This window comes from Rhizobium sp. FG96 (assembly GCF_057808655.1).
In genome coordinates this window covers 298,502-310,476 of sequence record NZ_JBMDIL010000004.1, presented here as the reverse complement: position 1 = coordinate 310,476, position 11,975 = coordinate 298,502, and the positions used below count along the sequence as shown (strand labels likewise).

15 protein-coding genes are annotated in these 11,975 nt (G+C 61.0%); 9 read left to right on the top strand and 6 right to left on the bottom strand.

Annotation, left to right across the window (positions count from 1 at the left end; all coding sequences use genetic code 11):
* Nucleotides 1-172 precede the first annotated feature (172 nt).
* Nucleotides 173-943, bottom strand: a complete 771-nt coding sequence (locus ACODR6_RS09985) for an amino acid ABC transporter substrate-binding protein (protein WP_112718217.1) — start codon at nucleotides 941-943, stop codon at nucleotides 173-175.
* Between the two features lie 248 nt (nucleotides 944-1,191).
* Between ACODR6_RS09985 and ACODR6_RS09980 the strand changes: the two genes are divergently transcribed.
* The 3 genes from ACODR6_RS09980 to ispG all read left to right on the top strand — a co-directional run bounded on the left by ACODR6_RS09980 (nucleotide 1,192) and on the right by ispG (nucleotide 4,557).
* Entirely contained in the window at nucleotides 1,192-1,965 is a 774-nt protein-coding gene (locus tag ACODR6_RS09980) for a DeoR/GlpR family DNA-binding transcription regulator (RefSeq protein ID WP_489022515.1), read from the top strand.
* 50 nt (nucleotides 1,966-2,015) lie between these two features.
* Nucleotides 2,016-3,209: an MFS transporter gene (locus ACODR6_RS09975; protein WP_489022436.1), complete on the top strand. Its 1,194-nt coding sequence runs from the start codon at nucleotides 2,016-2,018 to the stop codon at nucleotides 3,207-3,209.
* A gap of 97 nt (nucleotides 3,210-3,306) precedes the next feature.
* On the top strand, nucleotides 3,307-4,557 hold the full coding sequence (gene ispG, locus ACODR6_RS09970) for a flavodoxin-dependent (E)-4-hydroxy-3-methylbut-2-enyl-diphosphate synthase (RefSeq protein ID WP_130283090.1): 1,251 nt from the start codon (nucleotides 3,307-3,309) through the stop codon (nucleotides 4,555-4,557).
* A 3-nt stretch (nucleotides 4,558-4,560) separates the two neighbouring features.
* Here ispG and ACODR6_RS09965 read toward each other — a convergent pair whose 3' ends face one another.
* Both ACODR6_RS09965 and ACODR6_RS09960 read right to left on the bottom strand, forming a co-directional pair.
* A complete protein-coding gene (locus ACODR6_RS09965; protein ID WP_112718223.1) occupies nucleotides 4,561-5,199 on the bottom strand; it encodes a LysE family translocator in 639 nt (212 codons plus the stop codon).
* Between the two features lie 125 nt (nucleotides 5,200-5,324).
* Nucleotides 5,325-6,239 (bottom strand): polyprenyl synthetase family protein, encoded by a 915-nt coding sequence (locus ACODR6_RS09960; protein ID WP_489022435.1) that lies wholly within the window; start codon nucleotides 6,237-6,239, stop codon nucleotides 5,325-5,327.
* 133 nt (nucleotides 6,240-6,372) lie between these two features.
* Here ACODR6_RS09960 and mtgA point away from each other — a divergent pair, with 133 nt between their 5' ends.
* The 4 genes from mtgA (at nucleotide 6,373) to ACODR6_RS09940 (ending at nucleotide 8,737) form a co-directional block, all read left to right on the top strand.
* Nucleotides 6,373-7,119, top strand: coding sequence for a monofunctional biosynthetic peptidoglycan transglycosylase (gene mtgA / locus ACODR6_RS09955; RefSeq protein WP_199627954.1), 747 nt, complete (start codon nucleotides 6,373-6,375; stop codon nucleotides 7,117-7,119).
* A 75-nt stretch (nucleotides 7,120-7,194) separates the two neighbouring features.
* Nucleotides 7,195-7,842: a glutathione S-transferase family protein gene (locus tag ACODR6_RS09950; protein WP_489022434.1), complete on the top strand. Its 648-nt coding sequence runs from the start codon at nucleotides 7,195-7,197 to the stop codon at nucleotides 7,840-7,842.
* Nucleotides 7,843-7,997: 155 nt separating this feature from the next.
* The gene (gene rpmF / locus ACODR6_RS09945) at nucleotides 7,998-8,183 is read left to right on the top strand and encodes a 50S ribosomal protein L32 (RefSeq protein ID WP_003543812.1); all 186 of its coding nucleotides are present in this window, start codon (nucleotides 7,998-8,000) and stop codon (nucleotides 8,181-8,183) included.
* A gap of 146 nt (nucleotides 8,184-8,329) precedes the next feature.
* Nucleotides 8,330-8,737, top strand: coding sequence for a hypothetical protein (locus ACODR6_RS09940; RefSeq protein ID WP_112718233.1), 408 nt, complete (start codon nucleotides 8,330-8,332; stop codon nucleotides 8,735-8,737).
* 10 nt (nucleotides 8,738-8,747) lie between these two features.
* Here the strand turns inward: ACODR6_RS09940 and phaR are convergent, their stop codons facing one another.
* Entirely contained in the window at nucleotides 8,748-9,320 is a 573-nt protein-coding gene (phaR, locus tag ACODR6_RS09935) for a polyhydroxyalkanoate synthesis repressor PhaR (protein ID WP_112718235.1), read from the bottom strand.
* A gap of 240 nt (nucleotides 9,321-9,560) precedes the next feature.
* On the opposite strand from phaR, the gene ACODR6_RS09930 reads away from it, so the two are divergent.
* Together ACODR6_RS09930 and ACODR6_RS09925 are read left to right on the top strand one after the other, a co-directional pair.
* A complete protein-coding gene (locus ACODR6_RS09930; protein ID WP_489022433.1) occupies nucleotides 9,561-10,742 on the top strand; it encodes an acetyl-CoA C-acetyltransferase in 1,182 nt (393 codons plus the stop codon).
* A gap of 62 nt (nucleotides 10,743-10,804) precedes the next feature.
* Entirely contained in the window at nucleotides 10,805-11,530 is a 726-nt protein-coding gene (locus tag ACODR6_RS09925; RefSeq protein ID WP_489022432.1) for a beta-ketoacyl-ACP reductase, read from the top strand.
* Between the two features lie 3 nt (nucleotides 11,531-11,533).
* Here ACODR6_RS09925 and ACODR6_RS09920 read toward each other — a convergent pair whose 3' ends face one another.
* Entirely contained in the window at nucleotides 11,534-11,665 is a 132-nt protein-coding gene (locus tag ACODR6_RS09920) for a hypothetical protein (protein WP_413710525.1), read from the bottom strand.
* Nucleotides 11,666-11,734: 69 nt separating this feature from the next.
* Complete coding sequence (locus tag ACODR6_RS09915) at nucleotides 11,735-11,878, bottom strand: hypothetical protein (RefSeq protein WP_199627951.1); 144 nt, start codon at nucleotides 11,876-11,878, stop codon at nucleotides 11,735-11,737.
* Nucleotides 11,879-11,975: the final 97 nt, after the last annotated feature.

Here is an 11,975-nt window from a genome sequence, read left to right as displayed (position 1 = left end):
ACCCCTCCCCAACCCCTCCCCACAAGGGGGAGGAGTTCGGAGGAAGCGCCGTTCAGGCATAAATCGACCCTATCCGCCTTGGCCTTGGTGCTCGTTTCGAGAAACGGCCAATAAAAAGCCCCTCCTGCTTGTGGGGGAGGGGCTGGGGAAGGGTCTGCTCTAGTAGCCAGACTTACTTGGAAACGTCCTGACCAAAATACTTGTCGGCGATCTTCTTGTAGGTGCCGTCGGCCTTGATATCGACCAGGGCCTTGTTGATCGCTTCAAGCAGTTCCGGCTCACCCTTGCGGATGATGATGCCGGAGTAGTCGGCATTTTCCTGCTGGGCAACGATCTTCACCGGAGCGTCGGGCTTGTGCTTCTTGAAGTCGAGGAAGGAGAGGCTGTCGTTGACGGTCGCGTCAGCGCGCTTGGTCAGAACGAGCTGGATCGACTGGTCGAAACCGTCGGTGCCGACGAGTTCTGCGCCGGCCTGTTCAGCAAGCTTGCCGAAGTTGCTGGTCAGCGACTGTGCGGACTTCTTGCCCTTGAGGTCGGCGAAGGACTTGATGCTGTCGTCGTCCGAACGGGCGATCAGTACGGCCTTGGAGGCGATGTAGGGCTCGGAGAAGTCGTACTTCTGCTTGCGGGCGTCGGTGATGCCGACCTGGTTGATGACGGTGTCGTAGCGGTTGGCATCAAGACCGGCGATCAGGCCGTCCCACTTGCCTTCGACGAACTCAGCCTTGACGCCGAGCTTGGCGGCGACGGCTTCACCGATTTCGACGTCGAAGCCGACGAGCTTGTTGCTGTCATCATGGTAGGTGAAGGGCGCGTAGGTGCCTTCCGTGCCGATCTTCAGGACGCCAGCCGACTTGATGGCGGCGAGGTTTTCGCCAGCGTGAGCGGCGAAGGCTGCTGCGGAGATCAGGGCTGCGGCGGCAATGGTCTTCAGGATTTTCATTTTTCTGTTCCGTAAAGGGAGGAAATTCAATGCTGCATAGATCGCAGAAAATAGGGCGTGGTGAAGCGTAGAAAACTGCAAAGAAAATCGGCAACTGCGAATATTTTTCTCATTTGCCGCGTTTTTGGCGCGGCTTGTTTCAGAGCGTCAATAAACGTGTGCCGGCCGCGCTATTGCACGCCTGCGATTATATGTTTATGCACGTTTCTATCTGTTTGTGCCGATTCTTGTCTGGAGCAAGGATGAACGTGAACGAAATGTTGCTGCGCGAGCGGCAGGGAATGATTTCGGTGAAGCTGGAGACGCATGGGCGCGTGCTGGCGGCGGAACTTGCGAGCGAATTCGGCGTCTCCGAAGATACGATCCGCCGGGATTTGCGCGAGATGGCCGCGGCCGGTCTCTGCGAGCGCGTCTATGGTGGCGCCCTGCCAGTTTCGCCGGCGGGCGGCAGTCTCAAGCAGCGGATGAGCGTCGCTTTCGAGCGCAAGCAATCGCTGGCGCAGGCCGCAGTGTCGCAGATCAAGGCGGGATCGACCGTGTTCTTCGATGCCGGCAGCACCAATCTGGCTATCGCCAATGCGCTTTCGCAGGACATGGCGCTGACGGCGGCGACCAATGCCCCGGCGATTGCCGCGGCTCTGCTCGACAAGGCGGGTGTCAACGTCATCCTGATCGGCGGCCAGATCGACCGCCAGGTCGGCGGGGCGCTTGGCGCCAAGGCGCTGCGCGACATGGAGCAGTTGTCACCCGATCTCTGCGTGCTCGGCGCCTGCGGCGTCGATCTGGAAGCGGGTGTCACAACCTTCGGGTTTGAGGATGCCGAGTTCAAGCGGTTTGCCGCCTCGAAGAGCCGCCGGGTTCTGGTGGCCGCGACATCGGAAAAGTTCGGCACGGCCGCGCCGCACAGCGTGATGCCGGTCGCTCACTGCGAATGCCTTGTCGTCGAGCATGATGCCGACGAGGCCCTGCTTGCCGCTTATCGCGAGCGGGGGTGCCGCACCGTGCAGGCGGCGGCAAACTGAATATGGAACGGCCTGCTGGCATGCAGGCGGTAATGGGATGAGACGGGATAATGGATAATCAAGTAAATGCGGCTGCTCAGGCGCAGCACGGCTTCTTCCCGAAGAGCCGGATCGCGGTTTCGCTGCTGTTTCTCATGAACGGCTTCCTGGTCGGCTGCTGGGCGCCGAAGATTCCGGAATTTGCGGAACGGCTTGCGATCACCAAGTTCGAGCTTGGGCTGATGATTCTGGTCTTCGGTCTGGGATCGCTGACGATGATGCCGATCGCGGGGGCGAAGATCGCCAAGCATGGTTCGCGCGTCGTGACACTGGCGATGGCCGTCTGCCTGCTGCCGATCCTGCTCGCCCTGACGGTGGCGCCGAATGTCATCACCGGCGGTATCGCGCTCTTCCTGTTCGGCGGCTTCGTCGGCGCCATGGACGTCGCGATGAATGCCAATGCGGTTGCTGTCGAGAAGTCGATGCGCCGGGCGATCATGTCGTCCTGCCATGCTTTCTGGAGCCTCGGTGGCCTGATCGGCTCGGGGCTTGGCGGTCTCTTGATCTCCAAGATCGGCGTGCTCGGTCATGCGGGTCTTGCGACTGCTCTTGCGGTCGCCTTCCTGGCGATTGCCTGGCCGATGGTGCTTTCCGATCCGCCGCATCCGGATGAGAAGAAGGAAAAGACCCGGCTGCCGATGGTGCCGCTGCCCTGGCTGCTCGGCCTGATGGCATTGTTCTCGATGGTTCCGGAAGGTGCGGTTCTCGATTGGGGTGCGCTCTACCTGCGCCAGGAAATGGGCGCTTCCGTTGCGCTCTCCGGCTTCGGCTTTGCCGCCTTCTCGCTGACCATGGCCGCCATGCGCTTTGCCGGTGATATGGTGCGCGACCGCTTCGGCGGTGTGAAGACGCTGCGGGTCTGCACGCTGTTTGCGATCACGGGCATGCTGATTGCCGGTTTTGCGCCGAGCGCCGAGCTTGCCATTGTCGGCTTCGCTTTCTGCGGCATCGGCATCTCGAACATGGTGCCGATCGCCTTCTCGGCAGCCGGCAACGTGCCGGGGCTGAAGCCGGGGATCGGCATCTCCGTCGTCACCACCATGGGCTATTCCGGCATGCTGGTGGCGCCCTCGGCGATCGGCTTTGTTGCCGAGCATGTCGGCTTCTCGACGGTGTTCCTGGCGCTGCCGGTGCTGCTCGTCGTCGTGCTGATCTTTTCGAAACTGGCACGCTATGCCGACGGTGCTTCGGGCGGCGGCCACTGAGGCCGCCAAGCAAAAGTGAAGCGCGGGGCGGTTGACAAGGCAGCGGGCATGATCCACCTGAAAGGCACGATTTCCAAAGGGTTCAAGAGCTCTGTCCATGTCTTCAGCTACGGATTTTGATCCGAAACCGCGCCGCGCCTCGGTTGCCGTCGATGTCGGCGGCGTCATCGTCGGGGGCGGCGCGCCCGTCGTCGTCCAGTCGATGACCAATACCGATACGGCCGATATCGATGCGACGGTTGCCCAGGTTGCCGCGCTCTTCAAGGCCGGTTCGGAAATGGTGCGCATCACCGTCGATCGCGACGAAAGCGCTGCCGCCGTTCCGAAGATCCGTGAGCGTCTGCTGCGGCTCGGCATGGACGTGCCGCTGATCGGCGACTTCCACTATATTGGTCACAAGCTGCTTGCCGATCATCCTGCCTGCGCCGAGGCGCTGGCGAAATACCGCATCAATCCGGGCAATGTCGGCTTCAAGGACAAGAAGGACAAGCAGTTCGCCGAGATCATCGAGATGGCGATCCGCTACGACAAGCCGGTTCGCATCGGCGTCAACTGGGGTTCGCTCGACCAGGATCTGCTGACCGCGCTTATGGACCAGAATGCCGAGGCGGGTTCGCCGCTTTCGGCCCGCCAGGTCACCCGCGAGGCAATCGTTCAATCGGCGCTGATCTCGGCCAATCTTGCCGAGGAAATCGGCCTGCCGCGCAACCGCATCATCCTGTCCGCCAAGGTCAGCCAGGTTCAGGACCTGATCGCTGTCTATTCTATGCTGTCGGAGCGCTCCGACCATGCGCTGCATCTCGGCCTCACCGAGGCGGGCATGGGCTCGAAGGGCATCGTCGCCTCGTCGGCGGCAATGGGCTATGTGCTGCAGCACGGTATCGGCGATACGATCCGCGTGTCGCTGACGCCGGAGCCGAATGGCGACCGGACGCGCGAAGTGCAGGTGGCGCAGGAACTTCTGCAGGTCATGGGCTTCCGGCAGTTCATTCCCGTCGTTGCTGCCTGCCCCGGCTGCGGCCGCACGACGTCGACGGTCTTCCAGGAACTGGCGCAGAACATCCAGAACGACATCCGCAAGAACATGCCGGTCTGGCGTGAGAAATATCCGGGAGTCGAGGCGCTGAACGTTGCCGTCATGGGCTGCATCGTCAATGGTCCGGGCGAAAGCAAGCATGCCGATATCGGCATCTCTCTGCCGGGCACAGGTGAAACGCCGGCAGCCCCCGTCTTTATCGACGGTCAGAAGGCGCTGACGCTGCGTGGCCCGAATATCGCTGCCGATTTCGAGGCGCTGGTGACCGATTATATCGAGAAGCGTTTCGGCCAGAAGACGGCCGCCGAATAGCCGCTAGATGCGGCTGGTCAGCAGCTTCAGCCCCGCGAAGCAATAGAAGGCGGACATTGCGCCCTCTATCCAGCGGCGGAGGCTGTTGTAGATCCTGAGCGCGTGCGGCGTCGAAAACAGCACCGCATATCCCATGAAGATCGCAAAGCCCGTCGTCAGGCAGATGGCGACGATGAGCACGGCCACCGAGCCCGGTGCGCCCTGCGGCATGCCGAGCGCGATGATGGCGAGCCAGGCAAAGATCGCCTTCGGATTGGTGACGTGGATACCGTAACCCTTCAGCAGCAGGGCACGCGTCGAAAGCGGCTGCACATCCTTCGCCTGCGCAAGCTCGTTGCCTGCACGCATCGCCTTGAACGCCTTGTAGGCGAGATAGAGCAGATAGAGCCCGCCGAAGACCTTCAGAATCTCAAGGGCGATCGCGTAAGTATGCAGCAACGTTGCAAGGCCAAGCGCTGCAGCGCAGGCCCACGTGAACGAGCCACCGAAAATCCCGACACCGATCGTCATGCCCGCCTTACGGCCCTGCGTCATCGACGTCGCGACGATCGCCAGAATGGCGGGGCCAGGGCTGATGACCGCGATCACATAAGCGATATAGGCGGGCATGATGGACGGGAGATAGGATAGCGTATCGTGCATGGGGCTGCTCTTTGGCGGGAAAGCCTGAACCTGTCAGAGTTTTCGTCTGCTGTCACGCCGTCTCGATATTGTTTTCGGCGAGAGCCTCATCGGCCGCTGGCGCCGGACCTTTCCGGCGCTCTCCGTCAGCTCTTGCGGTTTGCAACGAAGCGCGCGGTGGCGGACAGCGTTGCTGCGGTGTTGCCGTAGGGCTCGAGCAGCGCCGTCGCGTCTTCGACGTGGCGGCGCAGTTCCGTTTCGGCCCATTCGATGCCGTTGAGGGCGACCAGCGTGCCCTTGCCGCGGCCGGCGTCCTTGCCTGTCGCCTTGCCCATGGTCTCGGCATCGGAGGTGATGTCGAGCAGGTCGTCGGCAAGCTGGAACGCCAGGCCGATCTTCTCGCCGAATGCTCGCAGACGCTTGCGGTCTTCCTCGCTCGCGCCGGCAACGATGGCACCGGCCTCGCAGGCGAAGCGAATGAGCGCGCCGGTTTTCATAGCCTGCAATGTAACGATGCCGGAGGCATCGGGTGCTGCCTTTTCTGCCGCGAGATCCAGCGCCTGGCCGCCGGCCATGCCGCCCAGGCCCGCGCCGCGGGCGAGCGCCAGGATCAGCGCGGTCTTTCGCGCGTCCGGCAGGGCGGTTTCGGGGGCTGCGATGATGTCGAAGGCGTAGGTCAGCAGGCTGTCGCCGGCAAGGATCGCCGTTGCCTCGTCAAAGGCGATATGGACGGTGGGCTTGCCGCGGCGCAGATCGTCGTCGTCCATGGCAGGCAGGTCGTCATGGACGAGCGAATAGCAATGTACGCATTCCAATGCGGCGCCGACGCGCAGTGCTGCCTGGCGGTCGCCGCCGAGAAGCAATGCGCTCTCGACGACCAGGAATGGACGCAGGCGCTTGCCGCCATTGAGCACGGCGTAATGCATGGCCGAGCGCAGGCTTTCGGGCCTGGCGATCTCGTCGGCCAGAACCGGCTTCGCAAGCAGCGCCTCGAGCAACGCTTCGATCTCTCGGGCGTTGATTTTCAACCGTTCGTCAAATGCAGCGGGGCTCTGGCTCATGGCCGCTGTTTGGCATGAGCAAAGCCCGAGGCGCAACGGAATTGTAGATGACGCGCCCAAGATTCCTTTGTGCTCTGGCCTTGGCCCTGCGCAAACGGTAAGGAGAACCAAGGGAACAGGTCTGGGCCAAACGTTGGACATCGCGCCGGAGAGAGAGGAAAGCATCGCCATGCCGGCTCATCGGCGGATGTATGCGTGGCTGCGCGGCCGCTCCTTGCTGGCGCGCATCGTGCTTGGCATCCTGGCGCTCTGCGTGCTGCCCTATGCGCTGATCTTTCTCTATCTCATTCCTTTCATCCATCCGGTCTCGACGCTGATGCTGCGCGATCTCGTGCTGTTGCGCGGCTATGATCGGCAATGGGTGTCGCTGGACGATATTTCGCCTGCGCTCGTGCAGTCGGTGATGATGTCCGAAGACGGGCAATATTGCTTCCACGGCGGTGTCGACTGGGGCGAGATGCGCATGCTGATCGAGGATACGCTCGACGGCGCCTCGACACGCGGCGGCAGCACTATCCCGATGCAGACGGCGAAGAACCTGTTTCTCTGGAACAGCCGTTCCTTCGTGCGCAAGGGGCTGGAGCTTCCTCTTGCTGTCGCCTCGGATTTCGTCTGGACCAAGCGGCGGCTGATGGAGATCTATCTCAACATCGCCGAATGGGGCCCGGGCATCTACGGCATCGAGGCGGCGGCGCGCTATCACTTCAAGGTTCCGGCTTCCAAGCTGTCGCGGCGCCAGGCGGCGTTGCTTGCCGTTTCACTGCCGAACCCGATCGACCGCAATGCCGGCAAACCGGGCCGCGGCTTGCGGCGGCTGGCAGCGGTGATCGAGCGCCGTGCGCAGGGCGCCGGCGACTACATCAAATGCATTTATGATTGAGCCCTGAACAATTCATTGGTGAGCCAAGCCCGCGGCCGGTAGAGAGAAGGCCTGACACAGCGGATGGATCGGACCATGGACAAGCTCACCCTCTATATCGGCAACAAGAACTATTCGTCCTGGTCGCTGCGGCCATGGATCGCCATGGAGGCGACCGGCATTCCCTTCGAGGAAGTCGTCGTGCCCTTCGATTTCGAGGCCGGCAATCCGCGCTTCAAGGAATTCTCGCCGACCGGCCGCGTGCCGGTGCTGCATCATGGCAATGTTCGCGTCTGGGAGTCGCTGTCGATCATCGAATATGTCGCGGAGCTTTATCCTGAGGCGGGCCTGTGGCCGAAGGACCGGGCGAGACGGGCCGTTGCCCGCTCGGTATCGATGGAGATGCTCTCCGGCTTCCGCGCGATCCGCAATGCCTGCCCGATGAATATCCGCCGTCCGAAGGGCAAGATCGCGCTTGCCGATGGCGTCATGGCCGACGTCGTGCGCATCGAGACGATCTTCCGCGAATTGCGGGAGCAATCCGGCGGTCCCTTCCTGTTCGGCGGCTTCTCGGCTGCCGATGCGATGTTTGCGCCCGTCATCAATCGCTTCGATGTTTATGACCTCGTGACATCCAGCGAGACGCTGAGCTATATGGCCGCTGTGAAGGCGCATCCGGCCTGGGTGAAGTGGGAGGAGGCTGCTCGCGCCGAGCCCTGGATCGTCCCTCACGACGAGGTTTGAGACAGGAATCAAAGGATTCTCAAAAAATGCGTTTGGGGACTGGTCAAGGCCATCCAAGGCATGTATAAGCGCGCAAAATTTCCGAAATCGCGACATGTCCGTTTCGGCCGCCAGTCTGGCCGGGAATGTGTTGCCTGTGAAGTGGAGTACGAGAAATGGCTGTACCGAAGAGAAAAACGAGCCCGTCCAAGCGCGGTATGCGCCGTTCTGCAGACGCACTGAAGGCTCCGACCTACGTTGAAGACAAGAACTCCGGCGAACTGCGCCGTCCGCACCATATCGATCTGAAGACCGGTATGTATCGCGGCCGTCAGGTTCTGACGCCGAAGGAAAGCGCATAAGCTTTCCTGCTTCTGGTTTTTCCAGATCGAAGAGACCGGCCGCGTGCCGGTCTTTTTGCGTTTGCGCATGATTATATTCGCAAATGTCTTGAAGTGGCACGGTCATCTACGGCAGTATTCTACCGATCGAGGGAGAATAGACCGACATGCTCGCTGCAATGCCGCTGATGATCATTCCATTTATTCTTTACAACATGGCAATGCTCGGACTGATGGGAAGCGGCGGCATACCCGCGCTTCAGCATGACATCATTGTTCTCTCGATGATTTCAGGGGCGATCTGGAGCATGGCGCTCGGCGATCTCTTCATCGTCGTGGCGCTCGTCATTCTCTTCGTCGAGATATTGAAGGCGACCCGCAATGGCTCGGGCAGCCTGGTCAATCACATGCTGTCGATGCTGGTGTTCATTGCCTTCCTGGTCGAGTTTCTTCTCGTCCAGGATGCAGCTACGCAGGTCTTCTTCATTCTGATGACGGTGGCGTTGATCGATGTGATCGGCGGCTTCGCCGTGTCTATCCGGACGGCGGGCCGCGATGTTTCGATAGGTCTCTAGGGCCCAGAGCTCAGAGATTGTCGAGCTTGTTCTGAAGCGCGCGCAGCTGTTCCTTCAGCTCATCGATATCCTTGGCTTCGGCCTTCTTCGTCTCCTTGGCGGGAGGCGTCATGAAGGGCGAGAACATCTGCATTGCCTGCTGGAACATTTCGGTGTTGCGGCGAACCTGATCCTCGACCATCTGCATCGGAAGCTGCAGGTTCTTGCCGAGCGGCGTTTCGCCGAAGGCGCGTGTCACCTGCTCGCGCATCTGCGACTGCTGCTCGGTGAAAGCCTTCATAGAGTGCTCGAGAAAGCTCGGAACGACCATCTGCATCTGGTCGCCGTAGTAAGTGATCAGCTGGCGGAGGAAGGAGATCGGCAACAGCGTGTTGCCGGTCTTCGATTCCTGCTCGAAAATAATCTGGGTCAATACCGAGTGGGTGATGTCATCGCCGGTCTTGGCATCCTGGACCGTGAAGTCCTCGCCCTTCTTCACCATCTCTGCCAGGTCTTCCAGCGTCACATAGGTGCTGGTGCCCGTATTGTAGAGTCGGCGGTTGGCGTATTTCTTGATGACTATCTGACCCTCATTCTTCGCCATATCAGTCTCCTGAACCCCGTCTGATTATGTGGAAATTCCTCCAATATCGAATGTAGACGCAAAAGAACGCCGGTGACAATCTCTTTGTGCGATGCGGCAACCCCTTTTATTAGCGGCATAATTCCGTTCTTCGTAAGTGCGGCCTAAAATTGCTCTGTGACAGTCTTGCCGTTTGACTCGGGCTAAAAGCTTTGCCAGTTTCGCCTTATATAGAGTGGTGAAAAAGCGAGGAGGCTTCCCATGAGCAACACATCCATCGTCATCGCCAGCGCGGCCCGTACAGCGGTCGGCTCGTTCAACGGCGCATTCGCCACTGTCCCCGCGCATGAGCTCGGAGCGACCGCGATCAAGGGTGCGCTGGAGCGCGCCGGCGTCGATGGCGCCGAAGTCGACGAGGTCATTCTTGGTCAGGTGCTGCAGGCAGGCGAAGGACAGAACCCGGCGCGCCAGGCAGCCATGAAGGCAGGTGTTCCCAAGGAAGCGACGGCCTGGGCCGTCAACCAGCTCTGTGGCTCCGGTCTGCGCGCCGTCGCGCTCGGCATGCAGCAGATCGCGCTTGGCGATGCCAAGATCATCGTTGCCGGCGGTCAGGAATCGATGTCCATGGCGCCGCATGCCGCGCATCTGCGCGGTGGCACGAAGATGGGCGACATGAAGATGATCGACACGATGATCAAGGACGGCCTGACCGACGCCTTCTACGGCTACCACATGGGTATCACCGCCGAAAATATCGCTCGTCAGTGGCAGCTTTCGCGTGACGACCAGGACCAGTTTGCCGTGTCCTCGCAGAACAAGGCCGAAGCAGCGCAGAAGGCTGGCCGCTTCAAGGATGAGATCGTGTCCTTCACCATTCAGGGCCGTAAGGGCGATACGATCGTCGATGCCGACGAATATATTCGCCATGGCGCAACGATGGAGGCGATGGGCAAGCTGCGCCCGGCTTTCGACAAGGACGGTTCGGTAACCGCAGGCAATGCCTCGGGTCTTAACGATGGTGCCGCAGCCGCCGTTCTGATGAGCGAAGCGGAAGCTTCGCGCCGGGGCATCCAGCCGCTCGTGCGTATCGTTTCCTGGGCAACGGCCGGCGTCGATCCGCAGGTCATGGGCACAGGCCCGATCCCGGCATCGCGCAAGGCACTGGAGAAGGCCGGCTGGTCGGTCGGCGATCTCGATCTCGTCGAGGCCAACGAGGCCTTCGCGGCGCAGGCCTGCGCCGTCAACAAGGATCTCGGCTGGGATCCGGCGATCGTCAACGTCAATGGCGGTGCTATCGCCATCGGTCATCCGATCGGCGCGTCCGGCGCGCGCGTTCTCAACACGTTGGTTTTCGAAATGAAGCGCCGCGGCGCCAAGAAAGGTCTGGCAACACTCTGCATCGGCGGCGGCATGGGCGTCGCGATGTGCCTCGAAACACTTTAAATAGCATGCGATCCATGCCTTAATGGCTTGCGATTGAAAGCCAAAACAAAGGGGAGCGAAACATGAGCAGAGTGGCTTTGGTCACCGGTGGCACGCGTGGCATCGGTGCAGCGATTTCGATGGCGCTCAAGAACGCCGGCTACAAGGTGGCGGCGAACTATGCCGGTAACGACGAGAAGGCGCAGGCCTTCCACGGCGTAACAGGCGTTCCCGTTTTCAAGTGGGATGTTTCCGACTACGTTGCCTGCGGCGAAGGCATTGCCAAGGTGGAGGCGGAGCTCGGCCCGGTCGAGGTTCTCGTCAACAATGCCGGCATTACTCGCGACGCGATGTTTCACAAGATGACCCCGCAGCAGTGGCATGAGGTCATCAACACCAATCTCACCGGCCTGTTCAACATGACACATTATGTCTGGGGCGGCATGCGCGACCGCAGTTTCGGCCGCGTCGTCAACATTTCCTCGATCAACGGCCAGAAGGGCCAGATGGGGCAGGCGAATTATTCGGCCGCCAAGGCTGGCGATCTCGGCTTCACCAAGGCGCTGGCTCAGGAAGGTGCTGCGAAGAACATCACCGTCAACGCCATTTGCCCCGGTTACATCGGCACGGAAATGGTGCTCGCAGTGCCGGAGAAGGTTCTGAACGAGCGGATCATTCCGCAGATCCCGGTGGGCCGCCTTGGCGAGCCCGAAGAGATCGCGCGCTGCGTGGTGTTCCTGGCATCTGATGATGCGGGCTTCATCACCGGTTCGACCCTGACCGCGAATGGCGGCCAGTTCTTCGTCTGACGGCTAGCTGCCGCTGCGGTGATGGCCGTGACTGCCGTAGTTGTTCGGAAAGTTGCCGGCGTCATAGGGATTGGCGCTGGCGCTGAAGGTTGCGACGGCAACGATTGCCGCAGCGATGACGATAATCTTGCGCATGGATAAATCTCCATTGTTCCCGGCCTCATTGGGCTGGGGTGTGAGGTCTTGCGAGTTGTTGAACTGGGATCAGCGGGACGGCGGGTGACGCTTCGCCTTGACCGGGACTTTCTGCATGGCAGCGCCACGATCACGGATGGCGGCGAGCGCTGTTGCCAAAGAGAGTGCTGCGATCAGGGTGGCGGCAGCGGAAGACAGAATGAGCTGAGCCATCGGACATTCCTTTCTGGCCGGAAAGAAGCCGGCTTGTTGATCGGGATGTGGGGAGTGTCTTGGCGGTTCGCCAGATCGGCTTTGGGAACCAAGCGTC

What these genes read in the sequence shown, in the direction of transcription:
- ACODR6_RS09930 (WP_489022433.1), top strand. Translation starts at nt 9,561, where the DNA reads ATGAGCAACACATCCATCGTCATCGCCAGCGCGGCCCGTACAGCGGTC.
- ACODR6_RS09920 (WP_413710525.1), bottom strand. Translation starts at nt 11,665, where the DNA reads ATGCGCAAGATTATCGTCATCGCTGCGGCAATCGTTGCCGTCGCAACC.
- ACODR6_RS09985 (WP_112718217.1), bottom strand. Translation starts at nt 943, where the DNA reads ATGAAAATCCTGAAGACCATTGCCGCCGCAGCCCTGATCTCCGCAGCA.
- ispG (WP_130283090.1), top strand. Translation starts at nt 3,307, where the DNA reads ATGTCTTCAGCTACGGATTTTGATCCGAAACCGCGCCGCGCCTCGGTT.
- ACODR6_RS09925 (WP_489022432.1), top strand. Translation starts at nt 10,805, where the DNA reads ATGAGCAGAGTGGCTTTGGTCACCGGTGGCACGCGTGGCATCGGTGCA.
- ACODR6_RS09940 (WP_112718233.1), top strand. Translation starts at nt 8,330, where the DNA reads ATGCTCGCTGCAATGCCGCTGATGATCATTCCATTTATTCTTTACAAC.
- phaR (WP_112718235.1), bottom strand. Translation starts at nt 9,320, where the DNA reads ATGGCGAAGAATGAGGGTCAGATAGTCATCAAGAAATACGCCAACCGC.
- ACODR6_RS09965 (WP_112718223.1), bottom strand. Translation starts at nt 5,199, where the DNA reads ATGCACGATACGCTATCCTATCTCCCGTCCATCATGCCCGCCTATATC.
- ACODR6_RS09975 (WP_489022436.1), top strand. Translation starts at nt 2,016, where the DNA reads ATGGATAATCAAGTAAATGCGGCTGCTCAGGCGCAGCACGGCTTCTTC.
- rpmF (WP_003543812.1), top strand. Translation starts at nt 7,998, where the DNA reads ATGGCTGTACCGAAGAGAAAAACGAGCCCGTCCAAGCGCGGTATGCGC.
- ACODR6_RS09960 (WP_489022435.1), bottom strand. Translation starts at nt 6,239, where the DNA reads ATGAGCCAGAGCCCCGCTGCATTTGACGAACGGTTGAAAATCAACGCC.
- ACODR6_RS09950 (WP_489022434.1), top strand. Translation starts at nt 7,195, where the DNA reads ATGGACAAGCTCACCCTCTATATCGGCAACAAGAACTATTCGTCCTGG.
- ACODR6_RS09915 (WP_199627951.1), bottom strand. Translation starts at nt 11,878, where the DNA reads ATGGCTCAGCTCATTCTGTCTTCCGCTGCCGCCACCCTGATCGCAGCA.